Source organism: Corynebacterium fournieri, from assembly GCF_030408775.1.
Taxonomy (GTDB): Bacteria; Actinomycetota; Actinomycetes; order Mycobacteriales; family Mycobacteriaceae; genus Corynebacterium; species Corynebacterium fournieri.
This window is the reverse complement of the sequence record NZ_CP047210.1, coordinates 78,639-105,301: the sequence shown is the minus strand read 5'-3', so window position 1 is coordinate 105,301 and position 26,663 is coordinate 78,639. Positions and strand designations below refer to the sequence as shown.

Below are 26,663 nucleotides of genomic sequence, written 5' to 3'. Positions count from 1 at the left end.
ACTCCCGAATATGGGTAGTGCTAGCTCTACCCCGCTACGCTTTCGGACATGCGGCGAAGAATAAACCACGAACAGCGGGCAGCGGCAAAAATTCACCAGCTCACCGCATCGCGGCGCAAGATTGCGGAGGCGTACGAGGTGGAGCGCCTGCGCATCGAGCGCGACCTGCACGACGGCGCGCAGCAGCACTTCGTGGCCGCGGCGATGAAGCTGGGCGAGGCCAGGCTCGACGTCGATTCGCCGCTTCTCGACGACGCCGCGCGCGACCTTCACAACGGCCTCGACGCACTCAGGAGAACCGTGCGCGGCATCCACCCTCGCGAGCTATCGGACCACGGGCTCATCGCCGCCATCGAGACGGCTGCCGCGCAGTACGGTCCACACGTCACGGTCCGCGCGCCACACGCGCTGCCGCGTATCGACGACTCCGTCACCGCCGCCGCCTACTTTTTCACCGCCGAAGCACTCACCAACGCCGCGAAGCATGCACCACGGCAACCGGTCAGCGTGCTGGTGACCTGCGACCACACCTTGAACATCTCGGTCACCGACCAGGGCGGCGGCAACGCCCGCATCACCCCCGGCGGCGGGCTCGACGGGATGCAGGAGCGCATCGCGGCGTTCGGCGGCGAGCTGGAACTGCACTCGCCTGACGGCGGGCCGACCACCGTCACCGCGCGTATTCCTTTGCTGTTGTTCCGGGGAGAAAGTGGGATTGTGCCATGAGGATTGCCATCGCGGACGACTCCGCACTGCTGCGGGAAGGCGTTGCCGGCCTGCTCACCCGGCGCGGCCACGAGGTCGTGGCGCAGGTGGACAGTGCGGATCGGGTACAGGGAGTCGTCGATACGCATGTGCCCGACCTGGTGATCACGGACGTGAGGATGCCGCCGAACATGCGCGACGACGGCCTCCAAGCAGCACTTGAGCTGCGCCACCGAGGCCCGGTTAACGTGCTGGTGCTCTCGCAGTACGTTGCGCCCGCCTACGCGCGGGAACTGTTCTCCGGTGGCGACGGCGGCACCGGCTACCTGCTCAAGGATCGTGTCGCCGAAGTGAAAGACTTCATCCAGGCGTGCGAAACCGTGGCGTCCGGCGGGGTGGTCATCGACCCGGACGTGGCGAGCGCGCTCATGGCCGCGAGCTCGCGCTGGCTAACCACGCTCACGCCGCGCGAGACGGAAGTACTCGAACACATGGCGGAGGGCCTGTCCAACGCGCAGATCTCCGAGCAGCTCTACCTCTCCGGCGCTGCGGTGGCGAAGCACGTCTCCAGCATCTTCTCCAAACTGGGGCTCACCCCCGACGAGGACAACCGTCGAGTACGCGCGATCCTGATGTACCTGGCAGAACGTGGAGTTGGGTAGCGTATGCGAAACTGTTACGTATGACTACCGCTTACCACCCCGACGAGCAGTCGGTTGGGCAAACCGCTGCCCGGACTGTCGCGGCCGGGCTCGCCGGCGGCGTGATCGCCCTGGCCGCCTGGTTCGTGCTGCACAAGATCTCGCTGCCGGCGTTTAACACGTCGATGGTGACCAGGTCTTTGGCCACCGCCGCCTCCTTCGTCTGCATCGGCGTCGGCGTCGTTTTGGCCGTGCTGTGGACCAAGGGCAAGAAACCCTGGATTTCCTCGGCCGTGATGTCGTTGGTGCCGGCGGGGCTGGTGGTGTCGTCTATCGGCATCCCGCTCGGCGCGACCCGGCTGTACCTGGACGGCATCCAGGTGGACCAGGGCTTCCGCACCCAGTTCCTGTCGCGCATGACGGAGAACCTCGGCCACGCCGACATGGCGTACAAGGGCCTGCCCACCTTCTACCCCATGGGCTGGTTCTGGCTGGGCGGGCGCACCGCCAACGTGCTGGACATGCCGGGCTGGGAGGTGTACCAGCCGTACGCAATCGCCACCCTGGCGGCGGCCGCGGCCATGCTCACCCCGGTCTGGCGCAGGCTCACAGGCTCGTTGCCGACCGCGCTGGCAATCGCCACGGTGACCACGGCGGTCGTGCTCACGGAGGTGCCCGAGGAGCCGTACGCGGCCGTGGTGGCCATGTTCCTGCCGGCGGCTGCAGTGATGGCCTACCGGGCGGTGAGTGGCTCCTGGGCAGCCACGATCGCGCTGGCCGTCTACCTGGGCATCTCCGCCAGCTTCTACACCCTGTTTACTGCGATCGCGGCGCTGACGGTGGTGGTCATCGCGATCGTGCTGGCGTTTAACAAGCACAGCTTCACCCCGGTCGTCCACCTGGTGGTCGTCGGCGCCATATCCCTGGCCATCGCCGCGGTGTCCTGGGGCCCGTACGTCTGGTGGGTGCTCACCGGCGACGAGCAGATGGAGTCCACCGCCAACCACTTCCTGCCCATCGAGGGCACGTACTTCCCCCTGCCGTTCCTGTCGTTCTCCCTGGTCGGCCTGCTATCCATGATCGGCCTGATCTACCTGGTCAGCAGGATCAAGGATCCGGAGGTGGGGGCCCTTGGTGCGTCGATAGGCGTGTGCTACCTGTGGGCGCTGGCCTCCATGGCCATCACCCTGCTGGGCACCTCGCTGCTGGGCTTCCGCCTGGAGGTGCTCATTGTGGAGCTGTTTGCCACCCTCGGCGTCATCGCCATCGCGGAGTTCGGGCTGAACAAGTACACCCCGGCCGTCGCCGCCATCCTGGCGGTGGGCGCGCTGCAAATGGTGCAGCACATCCCGGTGGAAAACGAGGACTACATCGACCAGGCCTACGCGGACACGGACGGCTACGGCGAGCGCGCAGACCGCTTCCCGGCTGACGCGGGCCGCTACTACAACGAGATCGCCGCCTACATCGAGGAGCACGGCCACAAGGAAAATGACGCGGTGATCTACACCGACGAGATCAACTTCATGGCCTTCCACCCCTTCTTCGGCTTCAACGCCTACACCAGCCACTACGCCAACCCGCTGGGCGAGTTCGAGCACCGCAACGACGAACTGAAGCAGTGGGCCGAGATCTCCTACGACGACCCGGAGAAGTTCACCGAGGCCGTGGATAACTCGCAGTGGGAGCCGCCAACCGCGTTCATCTTCCGCGACAACGGCAAGGACGGCTACAAGACGCACATCGCGCACGACATCTACCCCAGCCAGCCGAACGTGCGCTACGAGGGGCTGTTCTATAACCCGGAAGCATTTGCAAAGGACTGGGACGTCAAACAGATCGGCCCGTTCGCTGTCGCGGTAAGGAAGTAAGGTGTCCGCTGTGAAAAAAGTCCAGACCACCGCTATCGTCGCGGGCCTCATCGCGTTCGTCCTGCTGCTGCTCACCCCGTTTTTGCCGGTGAAGCAGACGGAATCTTCAGTGTCGTGGCCGCAGAATGACTCGGTCGCCTCCGTCAACGCGCCGCTGATTTCGCTGGCGCCGCAGGAGCTCGACGTCACGGTGCCGCTCAAGGCGGTCGGCGAGCTGCGTGACGGCGAGTCCCTCATCCTGGGCACCCTCCCCGAGGGCTCCCCGAAGGCGAGCGACCGCGGCTTCTTTGTCACCTCCCCCGAGGGCGGCCTTGTGGTCAGCTCGCTCAACGAGGTGCTGCTCCAGCTGAGCCCGGCGCAGGTAAAGAAGCTGCCCGCCGACGCACGGCTTGAAGCGAAGCTCGCCCACGATTCCACCACCGTGGAGATCCCGGACACGGATTACGCCGAGGAGAGCGAGGACGACTACCGCCCGCAGCTCACCGGCATTTACACGGAGCTGCAGGATTCGCAGGAGCTGATCGGCGAGGGGTTGAACGCCCACGTGGACATCAACTCCCGGTTCACCTCGAAGCCCACGCTGGTGAAGACGTTGGCGATGGTGATCGGCCTGATCTCGGCGCTGGTTTCGCTGGCCGCGCTGCGCAAACTGGACCGTCCCGCCCCGAAGCTGCGGCGCAAGGGCCTGACGCCTCTCGACGGCCTGGTGGCCGCCGTGCTCGGTTTCTGGCACGTCTTCGGCGCCAACACCTCCGACGACGGCTACCTGCTCACCATGGCCCGCGTGGCCGCCAACACGGACTACATGGCCAACTACTACCGCTGGTACGGCGTGCCGGAGGCGCCGTTCGGCTCCCCGTTCTACGACCTGTTGGCGCTGCTATCACAGGTGAGCACGGCGTCGATGTGGATGCGCCTGCCGGCGCTTTTCGCCGCGCTGGGCACCTGGTGGCTGCTCTCCCGCGAGATCCTGCCCAAGCTGGGAACCCAGAGGAGGGTGGCGCACTGGACCGCCGCGCTGGTTTTCCTGGCGTTCTGGCTGCCGTACAACAACGGCACCCGCCCGGAGCCGATCATCGCGTTCGGCCTCATGGCCACCTGGGCGCTGTTCGAGCGCGCCATGGAAACTGACCGCCTCGTGCCGGCGGCGTGGGGCACCATCGTGGCGGCGCTGACGCTGGCGTGCGGCCCGACCGGTTTGGCCGCGGTGGGCGTGTTCTTGATTGCGCTGCCGTGGGTGTTGCGCACCATTGGACGTCGTCAAGCGAAGCTCGCGTACATCGCGCCGTTCCTCGCCGCGGGAATGGCTGTGATGGTGCCGGTGTTCAAGGACCAGACGCTGGCCAGCGTGCTGGAGGCCACCGCCGTGCGCTCCGAGGTGGGCCCGGCGATGCACTGGTTCGAAGAGTGGAGCCGTTACTCCGTCCTGTTCGAGCAGACGGTGGACGGCTCGCTGGCGCGCCGCTTCCCCATGTTCGTGCTGCTGCTGTGCATCGGCCTGATCCTGTGGTGGTTCGCGCGCGGCGGGGAGAAGACCGACACGGCCAAGCGGATGATGCTGATCATCGGCTTCTCCACCTTCTTCCTCATGTTCACGCCGACGAAGTGGACCCACCACTTCGGCATCTACGCGGGCCTGGGCGCGGCGATCGCGGCGTACGGGTCTGTGGTGCTCTCGCGAATCGCGCTGCAGTCCAACCGCAACCGTTCCTTCGCCGCCGCGGCCGTGCTGTTCCTGCTGGCGCTCACACTCGCGGGCTGGAACGGCTGGTGGTACGTCTCCTCCTACGCGGTGCCGTGGTGGGACCGCGTGCCGCAGCTGAAGGCCGTGGAGGCGAACTCTGTGGTGCTGGCGCTGGCGCTGGCGGTGTTTGTGCTGGGCGTGGTGCAGGCGATGAAGGGCGCCAAGCCTATCGACGCCTCCCGGTGGGCCGGTGTCATGTCCGCCCCCATCGCCGTGGCGGCCGCGCTGATCGTGGCGCTGTCGTGCCTGACGTTTGTGAAGTCTTTCGTCTCCCAGGCGCCCGCCTACTCCGTGGGCATGGGCAACGTGCGCACCTTCGCGGGCGACCGCTGCGCCCAGGGCTCCGACGTGTTGCTGGAGGACGACACCAACGACGCATTCCTCACGCCTATCGACGGCGTTCCGCTGGGCCGCTCCCTGGATTCGGGCGACAACCACGCGTTCACCCCGGACGGCGTGCCGGCCTACATCGCCTCTGAAAACGCCGATACCTCGGACGTGAGCGGCCAGCAGGTGCAGGACGACGACACCGCCGATGTGGACCCGACCTCGGACGAGGCGCAGTCCACCTCCCGTGTGAACACGCAGGGCAACCGCCCACGCTCCATGCGCGGCGTGAACGGTTCGACTGTGCGCCTGCCGTTCGGCCTGGACTACACCCGCGTGCCGGTGCTGGGCACCTTCGAGGACGAACCGACGCAATCGGCAAGCCTGGAAACTGCATGGTTCGAACTGCCGGAGAAGTCCGAGGACCGTCCGCTGCTGGTCGCCTCCGTGGCTGGCCGCATCAAGCACCACGACATCAACGGCATCGAGGAGGACGGCACGGAGCTGAAGATGGAGTACGGCCGCACCACCGAAGGTGGCGTGGAAAAGCTCGGCGACGTGGAGATGCTGGACCAGGGCCCCACTCCGCAGTGGCGCAACGTGCGCTACCCACTGGACGAGCTGCCGGAGGACGCCGACACGGTCCGCCTCGTCGCCGAGGACGCTTCCCTGGCGGAGAAGGACTGGCTGGCGGTGACCCCGCTGCGCAACCCGAAGCTGGTGGAGCTGAGCGAGGTGTTCGATGCCGACACCCCGGGCCTGTTGGACTGGACCGTGGCGTTCCAATACCCCTGCCAGCGCCCCTTCTTCCACGAGGCCGGCGTGAACGAGATTCCGGAGTACCGCATCATGCCGGACGCCCCGGGTAAGGCGAAGCTGTCCGGCTTTATGGACTTCCTCGGCGGCGGCGCGCTCGCCCCGACGGAGGCCGTGAACACCTCCTACGAGATCCCGGGCTACCTGCGCGACGACTGGCAGCGCGACTGGGGTTCCGTGGCCAAGTACCAGCTGCGCACCAACTCCGCCGGTGAGGTGCCGGCGCTGGCCCAGGTGGATACCGCGCAGACGACCAGGTGGGGCCTGTACACCCCCGGCCCGATGAAGGTCCGCGACCCGAACGAGTAAAAGGACATACCGCCATGAAAATGCCAAGAATCGCCGCCGCAGCAGCCCTGCTGCTGGCCCTGACAGCCGCGCCCGCAGAGGCGAAACCGCAGCACTGCTCCGCCCACTACCTGGTCGCGGTGCCGGGCGGCGCGAACACGGCGGAAGGGATCCCGGACTTCGTGCCACACGGCGGCAACGTGTTCATGACGGGCATCCTCACCCGCCTGGGCACCGGCGGGGAGATCCAGCCGGTGTGGGTGTCCTATTCCTCCACCCCGTTCGCCACCAAGGAGTACGAGAAGTCGAAGGCCGGCGGCCTCAGGCGCGCGCGAGCCACCGTTTCCAATCTGGCGAACGCCTGCCCCGACGCGCGGTTCAGCTTCACCGGCTACTCCCTCGGCGCGGACATCGCCGCCACCTTGACCAGCGACATCGCCAACGGCCGCGGCCCGATCAACCCGGAGCGGGTCTCCGGTGTGGCGTTGTTTGCTAACCCGCACCAGGGCGGCAACGGGGCGGTGCTGTCCTCCGGCACGTCGCCACACTCGCGCGGTTCGCTGGGGTCGCTGCCGGACGGCTACGGTGCGCTCGGTCCCCGCGTGCTGGAGATCTGCCGCGTGGACGATCTGGTGTGCTCCATGCAGGAGTCCCACCGCGGCCTGGTCGCCCCTGCCATGCGCACCAACCTGGCGGCCGGGCGCCTGCCCGCCGCCGAGTTCAACGTGCTCTTCCGCGCTTTGGGCTTGAAGTCGCTAGGCATTTTCTCCAACATCGGCTCTCACGGTGGCTACACCCTGGCCCAGCAGCGCGAGGCCAGCAACTGGATCATCGGGCAGTCTGAAGCGCCGGTCCAGATCCCCGTGCCGGATGTAGAGTTGGGGCATGAATGACCTCTTTGAACTTGTGAACGGCAAGTGGGTGGCAGCCCACGAGATTCCCGCGGACCGCGGCATCGACGGCGCGTTTTACGTCCTGCGCGACAAGTCCGAGGCGGATGTGCGCGCCATCCTCGAGGACGGTGAGGGTCTCGGCGGCGATCTGTTCAAGTCCTTCATGGACGTCGAGCGCGTCAACGCCGCCGGCATCGGCGCCATCGACGAAGATTTGGCCAAGATCGAGGTTGCGGACCCGGAGGAGTTCGCCCGGAACTTGGGCGAACTGGAGCGCGTGGGCATCGGCGGCCCGGTGACGTTTTGGGTGGAGAAGGACTCCGACGGCGAAAATGCCGTGGCCTACGTCGTCCAGTCCGGCCTGGGCCTGCCGGACGAGGCCTACTACCGCGAGGAGGACCACGCGCAAACCCTCGCCGACTACCGCGAGCACGTGGCCACCATGCTCGGCTTCCTGGAGCCGAAGTACCTGCTGGGCCTGACCCCCCAGCTCGCCGCGGAGCGCATTGTGAACCTGGAAACTCAGCTGGCTGCGAGCCACTGGAATGTGGTCAAGGCCCGCGACGCGGTGGCCACCTACAACCCGACCACGCTCGAGGAGATGCCGCCGCTTGTGCGGACGCTTCTCGACGCCTCCGGCCTGTCCGGCAAGGTCATCGACATGATGCCGTCCTACACCGCCGACTTGGACGCCATGCTGCGCCGGGAAACGCTGGCGGACTGGCAGCTGTGGGCCGCCTGGAACATCCTGCGATCCCGTGCCGGGGTGTTGTCCGAGGAGATCGGCAAGGCCAACTTCGAGTTTTACGGCCACAAGCTCAGCGGCGCGACGGAGCAGCGCGACCGTTGGAAGCGCGGCGTGGGGCTGGCGGAGTCGCTGGTCGGTGAGGATATTGGGCGAAGCTACGTCGAGAGGCACTTCCCCGCGTCATCCAAGGAGAAGATGCTGGAGCTGGTGGATTACCTCACCTCCGCCTACCGCTCCCGCATCCAGCAGCTGGAGTGGATGAGCGAGCCGACCAAGGAGCGTGCGCTGGAGAAGCTCGCCAATTTCAACGCGAAGATCGGCTACCCGGAGAGGTGGCGCAGCTACACGGGGCTCACCTTCGGCGAGGACCTGGTGGACAACGTGCGCCGCGGCGCCGCCTTCGAACACGACTACCAGCTGTCCAAGCTGGGCAAAACATCGGACCGCGAGGAGTGGGTGTCTTCCCCGCAGACCGTCAACGCGTTTTACAACCCGGTGGTCAACGACATCACCTTCCCCGCCGCGATCTTGCAGCCGCCGTTTTTCGACCCAGAAGCAGACGCCGCCGAGAACTTCGGCGCGATCGGCGCGGTGATCGGCCACGAGATCGGCCACGGCTTCGACGACCAGGGCTCGCGCTACGACGGGCTGGGCAACCTCAATTCTTGGTGGACCGATGAGGACCGCAAGAACTTCGAGGCTTTGACCGCCAAGCTGGTCGGGCAGTTCAACGGCCTGGTGCCGTCCGTGCTCGAGGGCACGAACTCGAAGGGTGTCAACGGCGAGTTCACCCTCGGCGAGAACATCGGCGACCTGGGCGGGCTCGGCATCGCCGTGGTGGCGTACAAGAGGTATTTGGCGGATCACGGCATGGAGGACGCGGCGGCGCAGAGCTTCGGCGACTTGGACGGCGAGTTCACCGGCTTCCAGCGCCTGTTCTTGGCGTGGGCGCGCGTGTGGCGCTCCAAGGCGCGCCCGGAAATGGCTGCCCAGCTGCTGGCCATCGACCCGCACTCCCCCAACGAGTTCCGCTGCAACGTCATCGCCTCCAACGTCGCCGAGTTCTACGAGGCGTTCGATGTGGAGGAAGGCTCCCCGATGTGGATCGACCCGGAAGACAGGGTGACAATTTGGTAGAGCACATCAACGAGCAGGGCGACCCAGACTTCAACGTCGGCGGGATCAAGCGGGACATGCCGCCTGAGCTGCAGCTGGAGCAGCTGGCGTCCTACATCCACGCCACCTACGAGGATTCGCCGAACTACCTGGCGCTACTGCCGGACCGCATCACCCACGCCGCCATGCTCATGCTGGGCAGCGCCGTGGATCATGCGCTGCCCGCCACCAAGTGGGCGCAGGGGGTCGGCGTGGAGGCCCACGAGCTAGGCACGGTGTTCCGCCCGAGCCAGCCGAACGGCACCTGGGCAGTATCGCTTTGGGACGGCCCCGCCCACGCCAAGGAAATGTTCTGGCGCCCCGACGTAGCAGCCGCCGCCGAGCTGTCAGGCACCACCATCCTGGATGTGGACGACGTGAACGACGCAGCCCGGGCCGTGGAAATGACCGGTGCACAAACAGTTTGGGCGCTGGGGGATGTGGACCTGCCGGACGCGACCAACTACATCGTCACCTTCCCCACCGCCCAGCCCGCGAAACCCGCGTTCGTGCAGGTGAGGAAGGGATCCGGGCTGGAAGGCACCGAGTACTACGCGGACGGGTTTATTTCCACACCGGCAGAAATCCGTCGCCGAGTGCAGGATGCGGCAGCCGCGCTTTCCTGATCACAGCACGGATTCCGCTTCGTCCACCTCGTCGAACGTGGGCTCGTCCACCTCGGACAGGAAAAACTGCGCGCCATTGGCGTCGTGCACGCCCGCAGTCCCATTCTCGGGTCCGAATTCGACGCCGCCGCCCAGCGCCTCCACCTGCTTGCAGGCGGCGTCTAAGTCGCGCACGCCGAAGTAGCTGAACCACTGGGCGTGCTCGCCGACGAACATGCCCAAGAAGGGTGCGCCGTCCTCGAACGCGATGAAGTAGCCGTCCTCCTCGCGGATCTCCCAGTCGAAGAGTTCGCCGTAGAAGTCGATCACGTCGATGCTGGGCGCGGCGTACTCGTACCACACCGGAACACCCGGTTCACCTGCGGCGACGAACCGCTCCTCCGGGTCTTTCAGCCCGAACAGGCCGCCAGCCGGGTCCTGGCACAGCACCACCGTGTCGTCGGAGCTGAGCACCTTGCCGCCCAGTTTCTCCACGTTTTCCGGGTTGCCGATGAAGGAGGTCACCCACATGTCCATCTGCGCCGGGATCAGGCCGGCGACCGGGAGCCCTTCCTTGCGCGCCGTGCCATCGACGATCTCCCAGCCCAGCAGCTCGGAGTAGAAGTGGGTGGACTTGAGCAGGTTCTGGGTGACCAGGTCCTGCCAAAACGGCATGCCTTCCTTGCCCTCGAATGCCGGCATTACATGTTCCTCCACTTCTCGGGGTCGAAGTCGTCGTTGGCGGTGCGTTCGTCGAAGTAGTCGCCGTCCTCGCCGTCCACAACGACGGTTGCTGAGTCTTCGCCGAGGCCGACGGTATCGCCGTCGATAAGCGAATGCCCGCGCGAGGTGACCACCTCGTTGTTGACGGTGACCTCGCCGGCCACAATCGCTTCCTTGGCGTGGCCGCCGGATTCGACGAGGTTGGCCAGCTTGAGAAATTGGCCGAGTTTGATCGTCTCGCCCGTAATGGGCACGTCGATATGCATGCCGGCCAGTCTAGCGTTCCGCCTGATCCACGGGCATGATGCTCATCGTGTCCACGTTGACGTGCGACGGCAAGCTGGCCACCCACCGCACCGCCTCGGCGATGTCCGCGGCGCTTAAGTTGAGTTTGCCCTCGTAGACCTTGTTTGCGCGCTCCGCATCCCCGCCGAAGCGGTTCAGCGAAAAGTCCGTTTTCACCCGCCCCGGGTCGATCTCGCACACACGGATGCCGTGTTCCGCCTCTTCACGCCGGAACGCCCTGGTCACACCCCGCAGCCCGTGCTTGGCGGCGTTGTAGCCGGAGCCGCCCTTGTACGCGTCCGTGCCCGCCACCGAACCGATGTTGACCACCAGCCCTTTTGCTGCCTTGAGCTGCGGGTACAGCGCACGGGTGACGCGCATCGTGCCCATCACGTTCGTCTCAAACATCCACTGCCAGTCCTCGTCGCCCGCATCCCGCAGATAGTCCAGCTCCTTCGCCCCGCCCGCGTTGTTGACCAGCAGGTCCACGCGCTCTAGGGCCGCAAGCTTGTCGACGCTCCTCCGGTCCGTCACATCCAACTCGAGCGCCACGCCCCCGATCTCCTCCGCGATGGCCTTGCACTTCTCCAGGCGCCTTGCCGCCACGACGACCTTCCAGCCGTCCGCCGCCAGCGCCCTGCAGGTGGCCTCCCCGATGCCTGCCGATCCGCCCGTGACTACTGCTACCTTCTGCTCGCTCATGTACCCGAGTGTAGGGGCTGCCCCATCTGCCGCATGGTGATGTTCAGGCGGCCGTTCAACAGGGGTGAGGTGCCTTTCCTCGCCCCCAGCACACCGTGCCTCGCCCTCCTGGCCGGTCCGCCGAACACCACCGCGTCACCGGACATGAGCAGCACGTCGTGCCCCTCGATGCGGAAGATGGTGTCCTGCCCGAACGACAGGCTGACCACGGCGTTTTCGGACTCCTCCTCGGCGTCCACGTGCTGCCCCATCCCCTTGCCGGGCGGGTAAAAGTTCACCAGCGCCGTCTGGATGGTCGGGGTGGGGCCGACCAGCGGGTCAATCTGCCGGGCGCGCTCCATCACCTCGTCCGCGATCGTTTGAAAGTTCTCGGGGACGGGCGGGACCTGGTGGCCGTCCACCTCTTTGAGCATGCGGTAGGGATTAGTGGCCCAGAACCATCCGAGCGAGAGCAGCCAGGCGTCCATCTGGCCGTGGCCGACCTGTGGACGTCGCATAGCAACCGGCGTCCCCGCCACCTCGCGTGCGATCGCACGCGCCTGATCAACCAGTTTCTCCTGCTCATCCGGGCTGAGGAAGGCAGGCAAATGGACCGCACCAGGGATGATGCGGGCAGGCGGCCGCGGAATGACGAGCACGTGCTCAATGTAGCGCATCTGACCCACGCGTTCGAATATTTGAGTGTTTTTATTTTAGTTTTTCCTGTTCACCCCCCTTGCCGTTCGTCCATGTGTTCTATATAGTGGAGAGTACCAGACGGAAAGGGGGGACGGTGACCACCGCAACCAAGACACCAAAACAGTTCCGCAACCAGCGCAAACACGACCCGGACAGCGAATGCGCCCAGGCCATCCGGGACACGTACTGGACCATGTTCGGGCACTACGCATTCCCGGGGTACGACGTCGACGACTTCGATGCCACAGTGACAAAGCTGCAGCTCGCCACCGGTTGGCACAAGGGGTTCGTCAAAAATGCGATCCTGGGGCACGCCGCTCTGCAGGACCTACCGCGCCTGCGTGAGCTGCAGCAGGACACGCGCGTGATGGATATCGGCCATCTCACCGCGGTCTACACCGGCATCGAGGAGTTGGGGCCGGATGCCACCGAGGAAGCGCTCGAGCTTATCGACGACACCCTGTGCACCACCTTCACCCCAAAGCGCCACGACCAGGCGGTTCCGCAGCGAAAGACCGTCACGGACCGGATCCGGGCCGCCATCAAGAAGATGGACCCGTCCCGCGCCTACGACAAGCGCAAGCGAGACGAGCGCGTGAAGGACACCACGGACTCCTTCGGCATATACGAATACAAGGACCGTGCCACGGTGCAGCTGGACACGAACTCGTTGTACGGCCGAAAGATTCAGGCGAACGTCGCTGCCGTGGCTCGCGAGCTGGGCATCAGCGCAGCCGAAGCGGCCATCAAACTTCTCAGCGGCGAGATTGCCGGCATCGAGGTGACACCGGTGTTGAACATCTACACGCCAAGAAACCGGGCGGTCAGCGGCCCCGTTTATATACCGGGCAGCGGGTGGACGACCCCGGAGGCCACCACCGCGTTCGAGGATTGGCTGGCCACCAACTTCCCCATCCTGCGCGATCTGGACAAGGAAGCAGAGAAGGTGCTCCAGGGCTACGGCCCCGGCGAGGCGATGCGCCACGCTGTCTACGCACGCAACCGCACCTGCATCTATCCGGAGTGCAACCGCCCGGCCGAGCAGTGCCAGCTGGACCACCGCATCCCCTACGACGAGGGCGGCCGCACCGAGGTGGACAACCTGTTCCCCCTGTGCCAGCACCACCACAACATGAAAACCGATCGGCGCATTTTCTACGTCCCCGACCCGTATTCGGGCGACATTATTTGGTTGTTCGCCGACGGATCCTACGAGGTCACCACAGAGGAAGGAATACTGCGCGACCAGATCACCCCCTACAACCCCCGCTGGCAATCCAGCATGCACAACGTGCGCAAGAACCGGGCCCGCGCCGCGGAATTCTTCGCCAAAGGCCACACCATCCTCGACGCTTTCGAAGAGGACCTGGACCTCGAGCAAGCCACCGCAGCGATCGAGGACTTAGAGCAGGAGTACGGCATGACTTTCGGGTTCGCCCCCGAGATGCCGTACGTGGAGCCCTTCCCCGAAGAACCGGTGGACGCCCCCTTCCCCGATCCGCAGGAGGAGGCCTAACGCAGGTAGAACTTGTCCACCATCTCGTATTTCGGCCCACCGCTTCGGCCTTTGCCCAGGTGGGACTCGAAAAGCAGCACCTCATCGGCGGCGAATTCGGGTCCGGTGTAGATGGCGAGTGCGTGCGCGTGGTCGTCGAGAAGCCATGGGTCCCTGGTTCGGGTGCCGGTCCGCGCCACGGTCAGGTGCGCGCGTTGGCGGCGGCGCATGTCGGGGTCGAGTTGGCAATCGGCCATCAGGTCTTTCAGGGGCGCTTTGTCCCCGCCGACGCCGATCCACATGGTGCGCCGATCAAAACACCCGGCTCCTCGGAGGTGCAACCTCAAGGGCCGGGTGAAGGCGGTGGCTTGGGCCAGGTGGTCGGTGACCGCGGCGGCGTCGTTGGGCTGTGACCCGTAGAAGGCGACCGTGATGTGCCAGTTGTCGGGATCCGCCCACCGGACTTCTGTGCCTGAGAAGTCGCGGATGGGCCGCAGGGCGGTGATGAGGTGTTCGCGAACATCGGCCGGTGGGACGATCGCTGCGAAGAGGCGTCTCATGGCCCACACGCTACCCTGGATTGTCATGTTTGACCTTGCGAAAATTGGTCGGGATTTACCGGTGTCGCGCGTCATCGACCAGCTGCCGGAGCAAGGTCCCCTGGTGGTCGAGGCCCCGCCCGGAACGGGCAAGACCACGTTGGTGCCGCCGGCGATTGCCAATATCGCGGGAAAGACGCTGGTCACGGCTCCTCGGCGTGTTGCGGTGAGGTCCGCGGCGCAGAGGCTTTCGCTTCTCGACGGCGTCCCGCTCGGCCACAAAGTCGGCTACAGCATCCGCGGGGAGCACAAGGATGGCTCTGAGGTCGAATTTGTCACGCCTGGGGTGTTGCTCAACCGCCTGCTCAAGGATCCCGGGCTGGAGGGCGTCGGCGCGGTGGTGGTCGACGAGGTGCACGAGCGCCAGCTGGACACGGACCTGGTGCTGGCGATGTGCATGGAGGTGGCGCTTTTGCGCGACGACCTGTATTTGGCGGCCATGTCCGCGACGTTGGACGCGCGCAAGTTCGCCGACCACATGGGCGCGCAGATCCTGTCCACGGAGGCGGTGACGCACCCGTTGGAGATCAGCTACGCCCCGCACGCGGAGCGGATTCAGGGCACGAGGGACTTTTACCGTCACGTCGCTGCGCAGACGAGGGGCGAGCATCGCACGCTGGTGTTCGTGCCTGGGGCGCGCGAGGTGGATCTGGTGTGCGGGTTTTTGGACGATGCTGTTGCCTTGCACGGCCGGCAGTCCAGCGCGGAGCAGGACGAGGCGCTGCACGGGGATGCGCGGGTGGTTGTGTCGACGTCGGTGGCGGAGTCTTCCATCACGGTGCCGGGGGTGCGCAAGGTGGTGGATGCGGGGCTGTCCAGGGTGCCAAAGCGGGATGCCCGCGGCATGACGGGCCTGGTCACGGTGTCGGAGGCGAAGACTAGCGCGGATCAGCGGGCGGGGCGTGCGGGCCGCATCGCCGCCGGCGAGGTGGTGCGCGCATTCTCCCGGGAGGAGTACGCGAAGATGCAGCCGGACATCACCCCGGAGATCCTCACCGCGGATCTCACCGGCGCGCTGCTGACTATGAAGGCGTGGGGGTCGCCGGACTTGCCGCTTCTCGACGTACCAAAGGACCTCTCCCAAGCCGAGTCCAACCTCGAAGCTCTCGGGGCGACACAAAACGGCAGGATCACTGACTTTGGCAAGAAGCTCGCGAGTATGCCTCTGGACCCGAGACTCGGCGCGGCGCTACTTGAGTGGGGCGCCCAAGCAGCGCCGACGATCTCGCGGCTGGCGGGCGACGCTCCCCGGTTGCACAGGCTGGTGGAGGACAAGGGCCCGGTGGATCCCGGCGAGGTGATTGCCAGTGCGTTTCCGCAGTGGATAGCCAAGAAGGTGGGCGACGAATACCTGTTGGCGTCTGGAACAAGAGCGAAGTTCCCCTCGAACGCGGAGTGGATTGCGGTGGCGGAAGTCCAGCGGACTAACGGCGGTGCGGTGATCCGGGAGGCGGAGCCGATCGCTTTTCCGCAGCACCGGGTGGTGGAGGAAACCCGCGCGTACCTGGAAGACGGCAAGGTGCGGGGGCGCAAAATCGCACGGATCGGCGCAATTGAGCTGAGCTCCACACCGGTACAGCTGACTCCGGACGAGGCGGCGGAGGCGCTGACGGACCTGGATTTCTCCAGCTTCCCGCTGACCAAGGAGGAGCAGCACTTGAAGGAGCGGCTCGACTTCCTGCACGAGACTTTGGGCTGGCCGGATGTGGGCCGGGGCGATTACTCGGTGGAGGTGCGGGAGGTGGCCGAAGGTGCGTCGATAGGCAATTGCGACATGCGGCAGGCGATGCTGCGCCAGCTGGATTGGAAGCAGGCGGCGGAGCTGGACGCCGCGGCGCCGAAGCAGTACCAGTACGACACTGGCCGGCCCGTCAAGCGGGTGAAGTTGCAGCACATGTTCGGCAAAAACGGCGAGACAGTCTCAGGCGTGAAGGTGCTCTACCACCTGCTTTCGCCCGCCGGCAGGCCGCTGGCAGTCACGGACGACCTGGACAGCTTTTGGGCGGGGCCGTACCAGCAGGTGCGCAAGGAGATGCGGGGGCGCTACCCCAAGCACGCGTGGCCGGAAGACCCTACTGGCACTGGGAGATGATGGCGCCGGCGCCGGCCAGGCCCGCTGCGGCGAGGACGCCGGCGATGCCCATGTCCACGTCCTTGGAGTTGAGGTCGCGCAGCTTGACGTCCACGAGGAACGGCAGGTTCTCCAATTGCAGCTGCAGGTTGTTCTGACGGGCGACGAACGGGAAGCTCATCTGGGAGGCGAACCCCAGCGGCAGCAGCACCAACAGCGGCAGGCCCACGCCGAGGGCGGTGGCAGCGCAACGATGGGACACCTCCGGGGCGTACTGCACGAACGCGTCGATCACGGCGCCCTCGTCGGACGCGTCGCTGTCAGTGCCGACGGTGACGCGCACCGGGTAGGTCTGGGTGGTCTCGTCCGGGAAGGTCGCGACCACGGGCCACTCGTAGGTGCCGGGGGTAACCTCCTCCCCCGGCTCGAGACGGATGGTCCCGTCGGGTGTGAGCATCGCCCATTCGGGCAAGGAAGCCGACTCATACCACGCCGCGCCGCGGGGCAGTGGGGGCTCGATGGTGGCGGTCAAGCCCGGAACGACCGAGGTGGGCTCGTATGAATCTTCCGCATGAGCTGGGGAAATGGGCGCGCACACGAGTGCGAGCGTGCTCGCCAGTGCGATAAGTTTGGTGCGCATTTCCGGTCTTCCCTCAGTTGTTTATGTTTATACGGCTTTGAACGTTTGATGATTGTAATAGACAACTCCTGATGTAGTGTTACTCGCCATGTCAAAGCGCACCGTCTCTGTGTGGACCTTGGTCTCACTCATTATCGGATCCACCATCGGGTCCGGCATTTTCGCGCTGCCTCAAAACATCGGATCAGTGGCCAGCCCGGGCGCCATGCTCACCGGCTGGGCCATCGCGGGCGTCGGCATGCTCTCCATCGCCTTCGTCTTCCAAATCCTGGCGGTGCGAAAGCCCCACCTGGACTCCGGTGTCTACTCCTACGTCCGTGCGGGGCTGGGCGACTTCATCGGCTTCACCTCCGGCATGGGCTACTGGCTCGGCTCCGTGATGGCCCAGGTGGGATACGCCACACTGTTCTTTAATACGTTGGGTTACTACTTCCCCGGCTTTTCCAACCGCTGGGTGCTGGCGCTGTCCGTGTCCGCGCTGAGCTGGCTCATCTTCTTCGGGCTCACTCGCGGGTTGAAGCAGGCGGCGGTGATGAATGCGGTCACGACCGTCGCAAAGCTTGTGCCCATCGTCGCATTCATCGTGCTGGTGGCCTTCCTCGGCTTCTCCTGGGACCGCTTCACCATGGATTTCTGGGGCTCCAACCTGCCGTTTGCGGACCAGCTCAAGGGCATCATGCTGTACACAGTGTGGGTGTTCATCGGCATCGAAGGCGCCTCCGTGTACTCCAAGCAGGCGCGCGTGCGCAGCGACGTAGGCAAGGCCACCATCATCGGCTTCCTGTCAGTTCTGGGCCTGCTGATGGCCGTGTCCACCCTCTCCTACGGCGTGCTCAGCCAGGAGGAGCTGGCGGCGCTGCCGGACAACTCCATGGGCGCGGTGCTCGAGGAAGTGGTTGGCCCCTGGGGCGGCGTGCTGATCTCCGTCGGACTCTGCCTGTCCGTGCTGGGCGCGTACGTGTCCTGGCAGATGCTGTGCGCCGAGCCGATCGTGATGATGGCGCAGGACGGCCTGCTGCCGCGCTCGATGGGCCGCCACAACGAAAACGGCTCGCCGGTGCGCGCGCAGCTGCTGTCCACGCTGGCGATCCAGTTCTTCGTGGTGGTGTTCTTCCTCTCCGCGGCGTCCTACAACGCCATGGTGCAGCTGGCCACCATCATGTACCTGCTGCCCTACATCTTCTCCTCCATCTACCTGGTGCTGCTGACCATCCGTGGCAAGGGCCTGACGCACCCGCACGCCGGCACGCGTTTCGACGACTCCGGGCCTGTTGTCTCTCGCCGCGACAACCGGATCCACCTCCTGGTCGGTCTGATCGGCTCCGTGTACTCGCTGTGGTTGATCTACGCCGCCGACCTGGTCTACGTGCTGCTCGGCGCGCTTGCCGTGGTGCCGGGCATGGTGCCCTACATCTGGAACCGCCGCAGGCAGGGCGAGCAGCTGTTCAACTCCTTCGAGCGCGTCGTGGTGGCAATCGTGCTGATCGCCGCGTTGGTTGCCGTTGCCGGTCTGGCTACCGGCTCGCTAGTGCTGGAGTAGGTCCCACCCCAGCTTCGCGCACAGCACGACCACGAGCCCGAGCAGCGCCACGCGCACCAGCGCGGAGCCGCCCTTAAGCACCGTCCGCGCACCCAGCTGCGCGCCGGCCACGTTGGCCACGGCCAAACCGAGCGCCAGTGGCCAGTTGATAAACCCGCCGAGGCCGAAGACCACCAACGCGCCGAGGTTCGTGGCGGTATTGATCACCTTCGCCATGGCAGCCGAACGCACGAACCCCTGGGTGAAAATAGCCGTCAGCGCCATGATCAGGAACATGCCGGTGCCGGGCCCGAAGCAGCCGTCGTAGCCGCCGATCACAGCCACGGCCACGGCGGCTAGGGCGAGGCGCTTGCCGGAGAAGACGCCGCTTCCCTCTTGCCCGAACGTTGGGTTGGCCGCGACAAAGGCCCCCACCGCGAGCAGGAGGATGAGGATGATGGGGGTGGACACGGAGTCGTCGATAAGCGAGACTGCCCTGGCGCCGAGCGCGGCGGCGACCCCCGCGATGAACGCGTAGACCCAGGTCACCCTGGGCACCCCGACCCGGCGCACGAGGGTCGCCGCGGCGGAGGCGGTGCCGGAGATCGCGGCGACCTTGTTCGTGGCTATCACGGACGCGACCGGCATGGACGTGGCCGACATCAGCACCGGAATGAGCACGAGCCCGCCGCCGCCGATGACGGCGTCGATCCAACCCGCGAACGCGGACGCGACAAGGAGAACGAATAGCACGCGACTACTATGCCCCACATGAACCGTTGGCTCGTCGCTGCTCCCCTCTCCGTGGCGCTGGGCCTACTGTTGTCCTGGCTGAACGTGCCGGCCGCCTGGATCCTCGCCGGGATTTTGGGAGCCGGCTCGGTGGCGCTGGTCACGGAGGAGGACCTGCCCGTCAACGAGCACCTGTTCACCTTCGCCCGCGGCACCGTGGGCGTGCTGGCGGCGCTGCCGCTGGTGGGAATGAACCCGCTGCCCTACCTGCTGCCCGGAGTGGTGGCCAGCGCTTCGGTGATCGCACTGGGCTTTGTGGGCGGGCTGGTGCTGGCAAACCACGGCGTTTCACGCGAAACGGGCGTGCTCTCACTGCTGCCCGGCGGCGCGTCGCTCATGCCCGCACTCGCGCGCGACGCCGGCGCGGACATCCGCTATGTCAGCCTCAGCCAGTATTTGCGCCTGCTCATCGTGTCTGTGTCCTTGCCGCTGGTCGCCTCGCAGTTTTCCACCACCTCCCACACCGACGCGGACCCCGCCTGGTGGATGTGGTTGCTCGTGCCGGGGCTCATAGTCGCCGGCGCGGTGGTGGGCCGGCTGGTCCGGCTGCCGAACCCCTCGGTGTTCGGCCCGATGATCCTTACGGTGTGTGTGGGCGCGGGTGTGGACGTGGAGATTGTGCCGCCGCGGCTGCTGTCCATCGTGGGCTTTTTGGCCATCGGGTGGATGTGCGGCGGCGGGTTGTCCGTGCCGGCGCTGCGGCAGTTCTCCCGGCTGCTGCCGGCCACCCTCGCCTACATCGCCGGGCTGATGCTCGCCTGCGCCGGCATGGGCTGGCTCATGGCCAAGTGGCTGGGGCTGAGCTTCTACGAGGGCTACCTGGCCACCAGCCCCGGCGCGCTGGAGACGGTGCTGGTGCTGGCCACCAGCCCGGCGGTGGTGGCGCTGCAGGTAATCCGGCTGATCATGGTGATCCTGTTCGCCGGGTGGCTGCCCAAAATCCTCAGTGGTTTAACACCTCGTGGGTGAGCATGTCCATGGGCATTGAGCCCAACTTCAGGGCCTTGACGTGGAACTCGTGTTCGCTCATGCCCTGGGCGAGCGCCTGCCGGCGCAGATCCACCCAATCCTTGTAGCCCAGCGCGTAAGACGGCGCCTGGCCCGGCCAGCCCATGTAGCGGTCCAGCTCGAACGCGAGGTTCGCTTCAGGCATGGCGGTGTTGTCGCGCAGGAAGGCCTTGGCGTACTGGGCATCCCAGGTGCCGGTGCCCTCCGGGGTGCACTTGCCCAGGTGGACGCCGATGTCCACCATCACGCGGGCGAGCCGGAGGCGCCTGGAGTCCAGCAGTCCCATGCGGTAGCCCGGGTCCTCGAAGAAGCCGTGGTCCTCCATCAGGTGCTCGGCGTAGAGGGCCCAGCCCTCGCCGTGGGCGGAATTCCAGCACACGGAGCGGCGCCACAGGTTCAGCTCGTTGCGGTTGAGCAGGGCGTAGCCGTGTTGCAGGTGGTGGCCCGGCACGCCCTCGTGGAAGACGGTGGCCAGCTCCTGCCAGGTGTGGAAGGTCTCCTGGCCCTCCGGCACAGACCACCACATGGTGCCGGGGCGGAGCATGTCGTCGCTCGGCGGGGTGTAGAAGATGCCGCCGGAGCCGGCGTAGTCGATGCCGCACTGCACCTGGTGCAGGCCCTCCGGCACGGGGAACGCTTCGGCGGCTTGTTCGTTGATGCCGGCCATCCACTCGAGCAGCGCGTCGGTGCCGCGCAGGATGTAGCGCTCGTCCTGGTCCAGGTTGCGGTACGCCCCCGCCACGGAGACGTCCCCGTAGAGCTGGCGGGCGATGGCGCGCTGCTCCTCCACAGTCCGCGCCAGCTCCTCCTGCGCCCACTCGTAACCGGCGTCCAGGTCCACCTCGCGGCCGTGGAAGAACTCGGCGAACAGCTGGTAGCGCTCGCGGCCAACGCTGTCGTTGTGGGAGGCCTGGGGCGACAGCTCGGTGGACAGCCAGTCCGCCATCTCCAAAAACGCTTCCTTGGCGTGGCCCACCACGTGCGAATCCGGGTTAAGGCCTAGATGGTCGAGCTGGGACTCGGTGTCGCCCAGCAGCTCGCACTGGTTGATCACCGCGTCGATCTGCCTATGCGACGCCACGTCGCCGCTGCCCGCCGCTTCGGTCAAAGACTCGCGGTAGCCCGCCAAGGCGTTCGGGATGCGCGACATGCGCGAGGCGATGTTGTCCAAATCCTCCTGCGTCACCTTCGGCATGAGCGCAAAAGAGTCACGGATGGTCTGGACCGGCGAGTCGATGTTGTTCAGCCGGCACAGCAGCTCGCCGCGGTGGTGGAACTCCAGTTCCGCGCTCATCCGGTCGCGCAGGATGGCGGCGGTGAGGTTGTCCACGTCGTCGAAGTCGTCCTCGTCGTCGGACGCGTCGGTGCAGTCGTTGAGTGCGTCCACGTCCGCGACAAGGTCGCGCATCCTGTCCGCCAGGCGCCCCCAGTACTCCGGGGAGAAGTCCTGCAGCTCCCCGTCGTGGCCGTCTACGCCGATCTGGGTGGCCAGGGTAGGGCTGATTTCGGCCAGGTCATAGACAAAGTCCTCACATGTGGCGTCCAACAGGGACGGCTCGCGCTTGGTCATGCCGAGCGATTGTATCCGAGCTGGCCAAATGGACAATCTGAGCGTTCAGCGAGTAAATATATTCATCATGATTTTCTCACGTCCGCGCACACCAGCAGCGAAATGCCTGCACCTGATTCGGTTGTACGAGACGACGTCGAGAAGCGACCTTGTCAAGGAGACCGGGCTGTCGCAGCCGACGGTGACCCGCGCCATCGCTTCTCTGGTGGACGCCGGTTACGTCACGGAGCGCAACGACCTGACCCAGTCCAAGGGGCGCGGCCGCCCGACCATCCCGCTGGAGCTGGCGGAGACCCCCGGGGTGCACGCCGGTGTGTCCGTGGGCACCGAATCCACCTACGTGGCCCTGTTCGACCTGAAGGGCCGCACCCTCATTTCCCGCGACATGGACATCACGGTCAGCAACGTCAGCGAGGACGACTTCATCCAGTCCATCATGGCGCAGCTGAACAAGCTGACCACCAAAGTGGAGCGCCCCCTGCGCACCGTCGGCGTGACCACCTCCGGCAGCGTGCGCAAAGGCGGCACAGTGTTCGCGCCGAACCTGGGGTGGGACGGCGTGAACATCGGCGAGCAGATGCGCGAGCAGTTCTCGGTGCCGGTGGAGGTGTCCTCCATCAGTAGCGCGATCGTGGGCTCGGAGATGCAGTCCACCCCGTCGCTGAACATCCCGTCGGTGATGGCGCTGTTCGCGGACGACTCCATCGCGTGCGCCATCTCCCACCCGGAAGGCGTGGAGCCGATCGAGGTGGAGCAGGGCGAGCTGACCACCCGGGGGCTGATCGACGCCATCGGTGTGCCCGAGATCCGCACCTTGAAGGACGCGGTGACGGATTCGCGCGAGGACACCCGCTACGCGCTGGACCGCCGCGCGCGGGGGCTCGGCTCGCTGGTGGCCGAGCTGTGCACCTCCCACGCGCCGGCAACCGTGGTGGTCGCGGGCAGCGCATTTATCGACGACCCCCTGGCCAGCGGCCCCTTCGCGCGCACCGTGCGCTCCGAGACGGAAAGCACCCCGGCGTTGCGCGTGATCCCCTCCCACCCCGAGGTGGTGCGCGACATCGCCCGCGCCGTGGCACTCGATTTCGTGCTGCGTGAGCCGCTGAAGGTGGCGGGGAAATAGATGAAGCGCGCCGCTTGGCTGTGTGTGCTGCTGTTGGCGGGCTGCGCCACCGATTCCCCCGAGCCGCCCCTGGAGACCCCCACGACGACCACTCCCTTCGCGGGCCTCGACGAGGCGGTGGCGGCTGTTGAAAAGGACACGGACACCGAGGTGGGCGTCGCGCTTTACGACGGCTCCGCCACGACCCGAGCCGGGTCCTTGGACGTGCTTCCGGCGTGGTCCACCATCAAGATCCCCATCGCCCGGGCCGCGGCCGCGCACTGCGAGTACGGCGAGGAATACATTGACGACCTCACCGAAGCGTCCGTGGAGTGGTCCGACAACGACTCCGCACGCGCCCTGTGGGACTGCATGGGCAGCGACGCTCAGGCCGCGGAAAAGGTCGAGGAAGAAATTGCCAAGTCCGGCGCCCACGTGGAGGCGCAGGGCGCGTTCGGCATGACGGAGTGGTCGTTCGCCGAGCAGGCCAAGTACGCCTACTACCTCAGCCAGCTAGACGAGGACGACCCGACCATTGCGGACATGCACCACATCGCCGAGGACCAGTCCTACGGGCTGGGCCAGCTCCAGCACGTGCCGTTCAAGGGCGGCTGGTCCGACAACGAGGAGGACGGCGCCTGGCACACCCGGCAGTTCGGCTGGTTCGACGGTTACGGTGTGTCCATCGGCGCACGCTCGGCAGACGGCAGCTACGACGACACGATCGACGCGCTCGACCAGGTGGCGAAGCTGCTCGAATCTAGCGTGCCTGATTAATCAAGGGTTCGACGAACTTATACAGCGCCGACAGCACCGACAACACCGTCAGCACGGCGGTGATGATGGCGACAATGTCCCGCGGGGAAGACCCGCCGAAAACCAGCTTCTTCGGGGTGGTGTTGGGCGTTTCCCTGCCATTGGCGGGACGGTGCAGCACGGTGTTCTGCTCACCCTCGATGCGCTCGGAACCGGCGGTGGTCCAGCCGGCTGCCGTCACGCTCGCCTCGCCTTCCGCGGTGACCACGCTGGCGAAGCCGTAGCGCTTCAGCTGCGGGTCGAGCAGGTTGTGCAGGTGTCCGTTGCCGGTGTTGAAGTGGCCGTTGGCGCGGACCAGGTCGTTGACCTCGCCGTAGCCCCAGTCTTGCATCGCCTTGCCCATGTTGGCTGCGGAGTGCAGGTTCTCCCCTGCTCCGGCCTTGCCCTTGTAGGTCGCGGTCCCCGTGTCGCCGCAGTTGGCGGTGCAGGTGGCGTTGTACGGGCGCTCGTGGCGGAAGAACTGCGTCGCCTCGGCGCCGCGCTGGAGGGCGACGCGGGACAGGCCGGCATCGTACTGGGCGGCGTCCACGTAGGCCTGGCGGGTCTTCAGCCCTTGCTTTGCCGCGGCCTGGCGCAGGGTCATCCCGTCAAAGGCCACGTTGCGGTCCCACATGTCGCCGCGCAGCTTGCGCAGTTCGCGCATGGCGGTGTCTTGGTCGGAGGTGAGATTGAATTTCGCTTCGACGGCGACGACCTGGCCGGCGGGCTGGTTCAGCTCCACGCCGGTGACGGGTGCCGGGTCAGCGGCGGCGAACGGGGCGAGTGTCAGAGCTGCTATTGGAGCGGCGGCGAGAAGACGGATGCGCATAGCCTGAGTATAGGCTGTACCAGAGCATGAAGCCGACTGGAACGGGTATAAATAGCACGTCCGGCACGTAAAACAGGTTCACCGACGCAAACGGCACCATAAACAGCGCCAGCACCAGCGGGCCCCAGCGGTTGTACACCCACACCAGCATGGGCACGACCCACACCCAGTGGTGGTACCAGGAAAACGGGCTGACCAGGCAGGACGTCATGCCGATGAACGAGATGGCCAGGGGTGCGGGAGCTCGTCGAGAAGCAAAAAGCGCAAGGGCAGTCACCGCGGCGACGAGCGCGAGCCACAGCACCGGCGAGTCCACCCCGGCGCGGGCGAGCACTTGGCGGATGGACTGCGCCCCCGGGTTGTCGTCGGTGCCGATGCGGGTGGTGGCGAACATGGCATCAGTCCAGAAACTCTTCGCGTCCACCACCTCCGAAAACCCGGTGGCCACGGTGCACAGGAACGTCAGCGCGGCAATGCAAACGGCACCCCACCGGCGCTGCTGCACAAGCAGGAGCAGGAAGAACGCCGGCGTGAGCTTCAGGCCCGCCGCGAGCCCCACGCCAATGCCGGGCAGTTTGTTGCGTGGCAGGAAATCCAGGCACACCAGGCCCACCAGCAGCAGGTTGATCTGCCCGAAGTACAGCGTTCCCTGCACAGGCGACAGGCACAGCACGAACACCGCGGTAAGCAAGACGGCGTGTTTGCTTGTAGACGCACGCACCACCAACAGCAGCACCAGCACAGATAAAATTTTCCACGCGATACCAAGCGCGGTGCTTTCGGTAAACCAGGAAAACACCACGCCGGCGAACGGCGGGTAGGTAAACGGCAGGCCGGGCAGCAGGTCACTTTCGTAGAGGGGCTGGTCAGCCGCGACCTTCTGCCCGCCCAGCAGGTAAACCTTCAGGTCGCTGGGAAAATCGGCGGTAAAAGCATTCGGCAGGCCGGTGTCGATGTAGCGCCACACCGCGAAGGCGAGCAGCAGGATCAGTCCGATCACAGGTCGAGCCCGTCCAGGATCTCATCGAGCGCGTCGCCGATGTTTACTCGCCACAGCGTGTCCACTTTGGCGTCCGCGCGCCCGGGCCCGCCGTTGATCACGGCGGTGGGTTTGCCCTGCTTTTTCGCGTCCAGGATGAACTTGTAGCCGCTCATCACCGCCAACGAGGTGCCAATCGCGATCACGCCGGTGGAATCCGCCAGCCACTGCTCAGCCGCTTGTCTGCGTTCTGTAGGCACCCCTTCTCCGAAATACACCACATGCGGCTTGAGGCGGCTGCTGTGACAGTTCGGGCAGGCGATCATGCGGAAGCGGGACACGTCGCGGTCGCTGAGCTCCACGTCGCCGTCCGGGTTGAGCATGGAGCCTTCCACCTGGACGGACTCGAAGAAGGTGGGGTTGGCGGCCGTGAGGAGGGCGTCGATAAGCGAACGCTCGTGCAGGGCCTTGCAGTCGAGGCAGACCACGTGCTCCATGTCGCCGTGCAGCGCAATGACGTGCTCGGAGCCGGCCTTGGCGTGCAACCCGTCCACGTTTTGGGTGACAATGCCGCGCAACAGGCCGGCCCGCTCGAGCTCCACCAAGGCGAAGTGGGCGCGGTTCGGGCGCGCGGTCAGCATGAAGCGGGTGCCCACGAAGGCGCGGGCCCAGTAGCGGTGCACCTGCGCCGGGGAGTGCGCGAACTCCTGGAACGTCATCGGCCGGCCCTTGGTCAGGCGGCCGTTTTTGCTGCGGTAGTCGGGAATCCCCGAATCGGTGGAGATGCCCGCGCCGGTAATGACCAGCGTTTTCGGGTCCTGCAGCTGCTCGAGGATCCTGCTGGCGGCGTCCTCGGTGGGTTCAGCCGTTTCCGTGACAACCCGCTCGATGGAGCGCACGGCGGATCTGTGCGCCATGGCGATAGCTGGGTCGTCGAAGTGGGTTTCCATGTTTTGGGCAGTGTAGACCGACAACCACAAACAGACCGTGTTGTCTGTTTGCCCAGTTTGCATTTTGGTAGCAACGGAGTAGGTTATCCACGTCTTAAACACATAAATGAACAGTTCTGTCTAGAAGGAGCCC

At 65.9% G+C, this 26,663-nt stretch carries 24 protein-coding genes; 13 read left to right on the top strand and 11 right to left on the bottom strand.

Annotated elements, in window-relative coordinates; all coding sequences use genetic code 11:
• Nucleotides 1-48: 48 nt before the first annotated feature.
• Genes CFOUR_RS00410 through CFOUR_RS00380 form a run of 7 tightly spaced genes read left to right on the top strand, consistent with a single transcriptional unit; the run spans nt 49 to nt 9,814 of the window.
• Nucleotides 49-726, top strand: coding sequence for a sensor histidine kinase (locus CFOUR_RS00410; RefSeq protein WP_085956991.1), 678 nt, complete (start codon nt 49-51; stop codon nt 724-726).
• The gene (locus CFOUR_RS00405) at nt 723-1,367 is read left to right on the top strand and encodes a response regulator transcription factor (RefSeq protein ID WP_085956992.1); all 645 of its coding nucleotides are present in this window, start codon (nt 723-725) and stop codon (nt 1,365-1,367) included. The genes CFOUR_RS00410 and CFOUR_RS00405 overlap by 4 nt, the downstream gene beginning before the upstream one ends.
• 20 nt (nt 1,368-1,387) lie before the next feature.
• Nucleotides 1,388-3,217: a galactan 5-O-arabinofuranosyltransferase gene (locus tag CFOUR_RS00400; RefSeq protein ID WP_085956993.1), complete on the top strand. Its 1,830-nt coding sequence runs from the start codon at nt 1,388-1,390 to the stop codon at nt 3,215-3,217.
• 10 nt (nt 3,218-3,227) lie between these two features.
• Nucleotides 3,228-6,413, top strand: coding sequence for an arabinosyltransferase domain-containing protein (locus CFOUR_RS00395; RefSeq protein WP_290179575.1), 3,186 nt, complete (start codon nt 3,228-3,230; stop codon nt 6,411-6,413).
• Between the two features lie 14 nt (nt 6,414-6,427).
• Nucleotides 6,428-7,285, top strand: coding sequence for a cutinase family protein (locus CFOUR_RS00390; RefSeq protein WP_085956994.1), 858 nt, complete (start codon nt 6,428-6,430; stop codon nt 7,283-7,285).
• The gene (locus CFOUR_RS00385) at nt 7,278-9,170 is read left to right on the top strand and encodes a M13 family metallopeptidase (protein WP_085956995.1); all 1,893 of its coding nucleotides are present in this window, start codon (nt 7,278-7,280) and stop codon (nt 9,168-9,170) included. Before CFOUR_RS00390 ends, CFOUR_RS00385 begins: the two co-directional genes overlap by 8 nt.
• The gene (locus CFOUR_RS00380; RefSeq protein WP_085956996.1) at nt 9,164-9,814 is read left to right on the top strand and encodes a hypothetical protein; all 651 of its coding nucleotides are present in this window, start codon (nt 9,164-9,166) and stop codon (nt 9,812-9,814) included. The genes CFOUR_RS00385 and CFOUR_RS00380 overlap by 7 nt, the downstream gene beginning before the upstream one ends.
• Here CFOUR_RS00380 and CFOUR_RS00375 read toward each other — a convergent pair whose 3' ends face one another.
• Genes CFOUR_RS00375 through CFOUR_RS00360 form a run of 4 tightly spaced genes read right to left on the bottom strand, consistent with a single transcriptional unit; the run spans nt 9,815 to nt 12,159 of the window.
• Nucleotides 9,815-10,495 carry a VOC family protein gene (locus tag CFOUR_RS00375; protein WP_085956997.1) on the bottom strand — a complete coding sequence of 227 codons (681 nt, stop codon included), beginning with the start codon at nt 10,493-10,495 and terminating at the stop codon, nt 9,815-9,817.
• A complete protein-coding gene (locus CFOUR_RS00370; protein WP_085956998.1) occupies nt 10,495-10,782 on the bottom strand; it encodes an RNA-binding S4 domain-containing protein in 288 nt (95 codons plus the stop codon). Before CFOUR_RS00370 ends, CFOUR_RS00375 begins: the two co-directional genes overlap by 1 nt.
• Nucleotides 10,783-10,792: 10 nt before the next feature.
• Nucleotides 10,793-11,503, bottom strand: coding sequence for an SDR family oxidoreductase (locus CFOUR_RS00365; protein ID WP_085956999.1), 711 nt, complete (start codon nt 11,501-11,503; stop codon nt 10,793-10,795).
• Nucleotides 11,500-12,159: an alpha-ketoglutarate-dependent dioxygenase AlkB gene (locus CFOUR_RS00360; protein WP_085958362.1), complete on the bottom strand. Its 660-nt coding sequence runs from the start codon at nt 12,157-12,159 to the stop codon at nt 11,500-11,502. The genes CFOUR_RS00365 and CFOUR_RS00360 overlap by 4 nt, the downstream gene beginning before the upstream one ends.
• A gap of 116 nt (nt 12,160-12,275) precedes the next feature.
• Between CFOUR_RS00360 and CFOUR_RS00355 the strand changes: the two genes are divergently transcribed.
• Nucleotides 12,276-13,697, top strand: coding sequence for an HNH endonuclease signature motif containing protein (locus CFOUR_RS00355; protein ID WP_085957000.1), 1,422 nt, complete (start codon nt 12,276-12,278; stop codon nt 13,695-13,697).
• On the opposite strand, the gene thpR is transcribed toward CFOUR_RS00355, so the two are convergent.
• Nucleotides 13,694-14,236 (bottom strand): RNA 2',3'-cyclic phosphodiesterase, encoded by a 543-nt coding sequence (gene thpR, locus CFOUR_RS00350; RefSeq protein WP_085957001.1) that lies wholly within the window; start codon nt 14,234-14,236, stop codon nt 13,694-13,696. The genes CFOUR_RS00355 and thpR overlap by 4 nt on opposite strands.
• Before the next feature lie 25 nt (nt 14,237-14,261).
• Here thpR and CFOUR_RS00345 point away from each other — a divergent pair, with 25 nt between their 5' ends.
• A complete protein-coding gene (locus tag CFOUR_RS00345) occupies nt 14,262-16,367 on the top strand; it encodes an ATP-dependent RNA helicase (protein ID WP_085958363.1) in 2,106 nt (701 codons plus the stop codon).
• On the opposite strand, the gene CFOUR_RS00340 is transcribed toward CFOUR_RS00345, so the two are convergent.
• Nucleotides 16,348-16,986 (bottom strand): Rib/alpha-like domain-containing protein, encoded by a 639-nt coding sequence (locus tag CFOUR_RS00340; RefSeq protein ID WP_085957002.1) that lies wholly within the window; start codon nt 16,984-16,986, stop codon nt 16,348-16,350. The two genes, CFOUR_RS00345 and CFOUR_RS00340, sit on opposite strands and share 20 nt — an antisense overlap.
• Nucleotides 16,987-17,074: 88 nt before the next feature.
• Between CFOUR_RS00340 and CFOUR_RS00335 the strand changes: the two genes are divergently transcribed.
• Nucleotides 17,075-18,526: an amino acid permease gene (locus CFOUR_RS00335; RefSeq protein ID WP_085957003.1), complete on the top strand. Its 1,452-nt coding sequence runs from the start codon at nt 17,075-17,077 to the stop codon at nt 18,524-18,526.
• Here CFOUR_RS00335 and CFOUR_RS00330 read toward each other — a convergent pair.
• Nucleotides 18,512-19,258: a TSUP family transporter gene (locus tag CFOUR_RS00330; protein ID WP_085957004.1), complete on the bottom strand. Its 747-nt coding sequence runs from the start codon at nt 19,256-19,258 to the stop codon at nt 18,512-18,514. The two genes, CFOUR_RS00335 and CFOUR_RS00330, sit on opposite strands and share 15 nt — an antisense overlap.
• 18 nt (nt 19,259-19,276) lie before the next feature.
• Between CFOUR_RS00330 and CFOUR_RS00325 the strand changes: the two genes are divergently transcribed.
• On the top strand, nt 19,277-20,266 hold the full coding sequence (locus tag CFOUR_RS00325) for an AbrB family transcriptional regulator (protein ID WP_101706354.1): 990 nt from the start codon (nt 19,277-19,279) through the stop codon (nt 20,264-20,266).
• On the opposite strand, the gene CFOUR_RS00320 is transcribed toward CFOUR_RS00325, so the two are convergent.
• Nucleotides 20,241-21,875 carry a DUF885 domain-containing protein gene (locus CFOUR_RS00320; protein ID WP_085957006.1) on the bottom strand — a complete coding sequence of 545 codons (1,635 nt, stop codon included), beginning with the start codon at nt 21,873-21,875 and terminating at the stop codon, nt 20,241-20,243. The two genes, CFOUR_RS00325 and CFOUR_RS00320, sit on opposite strands and share 26 nt — an antisense overlap.
• Before the next feature lie 67 nt (nt 21,876-21,942).
• On the opposite strand from CFOUR_RS00320, the gene CFOUR_RS00315 reads away from it, so the two are divergent.
• Nucleotides 21,943-22,998: an ROK family transcriptional regulator gene (locus tag CFOUR_RS00315; protein ID WP_085957007.1), complete on the top strand. Its 1,056-nt coding sequence runs from the start codon at nt 21,943-21,945 to the stop codon at nt 22,996-22,998.
• A complete protein-coding gene (locus CFOUR_RS00310) occupies nt 22,999-23,754 on the top strand; it encodes a serine hydrolase (protein WP_085957008.1) in 756 nt (251 codons plus the stop codon).
• Here CFOUR_RS00310 and CFOUR_RS00305 read toward each other — a convergent pair.
• Genes CFOUR_RS00305 through CFOUR_RS00295 form a run of 3 tightly spaced genes read right to left on the bottom strand, consistent with a single transcriptional unit; the run spans nt 23,738 to nt 26,530 of the window.
• Complete coding sequence (locus tag CFOUR_RS00305; protein WP_143338962.1) at nt 23,738-24,601, bottom strand: CAP domain-containing protein; 864 nt, start codon at nt 24,599-24,601, stop codon at nt 23,738-23,740. The two genes, CFOUR_RS00310 and CFOUR_RS00305, sit on opposite strands and share 17 nt — an antisense overlap.
• Nucleotides 24,534-25,601 (bottom strand): glycosyltransferase 87 family protein, encoded by a 1,068-nt coding sequence (locus CFOUR_RS00300; RefSeq protein WP_290179566.1) that lies wholly within the window; start codon nt 25,599-25,601, stop codon nt 24,534-24,536. Before CFOUR_RS00300 ends, CFOUR_RS00305 begins: the two co-directional genes overlap by 68 nt.
• The gene (locus CFOUR_RS00295) at nt 25,598-26,530 is read right to left on the bottom strand and encodes a Sir2 family NAD-dependent protein deacetylase (RefSeq protein ID WP_085958364.1); all 933 of its coding nucleotides are present in this window, start codon (nt 26,528-26,530) and stop codon (nt 25,598-25,600) included. The genes CFOUR_RS00300 and CFOUR_RS00295 overlap by 4 nt, the downstream gene beginning before the upstream one ends.
• Nucleotides 26,531-26,663: the final 133 nt, after the last annotated feature.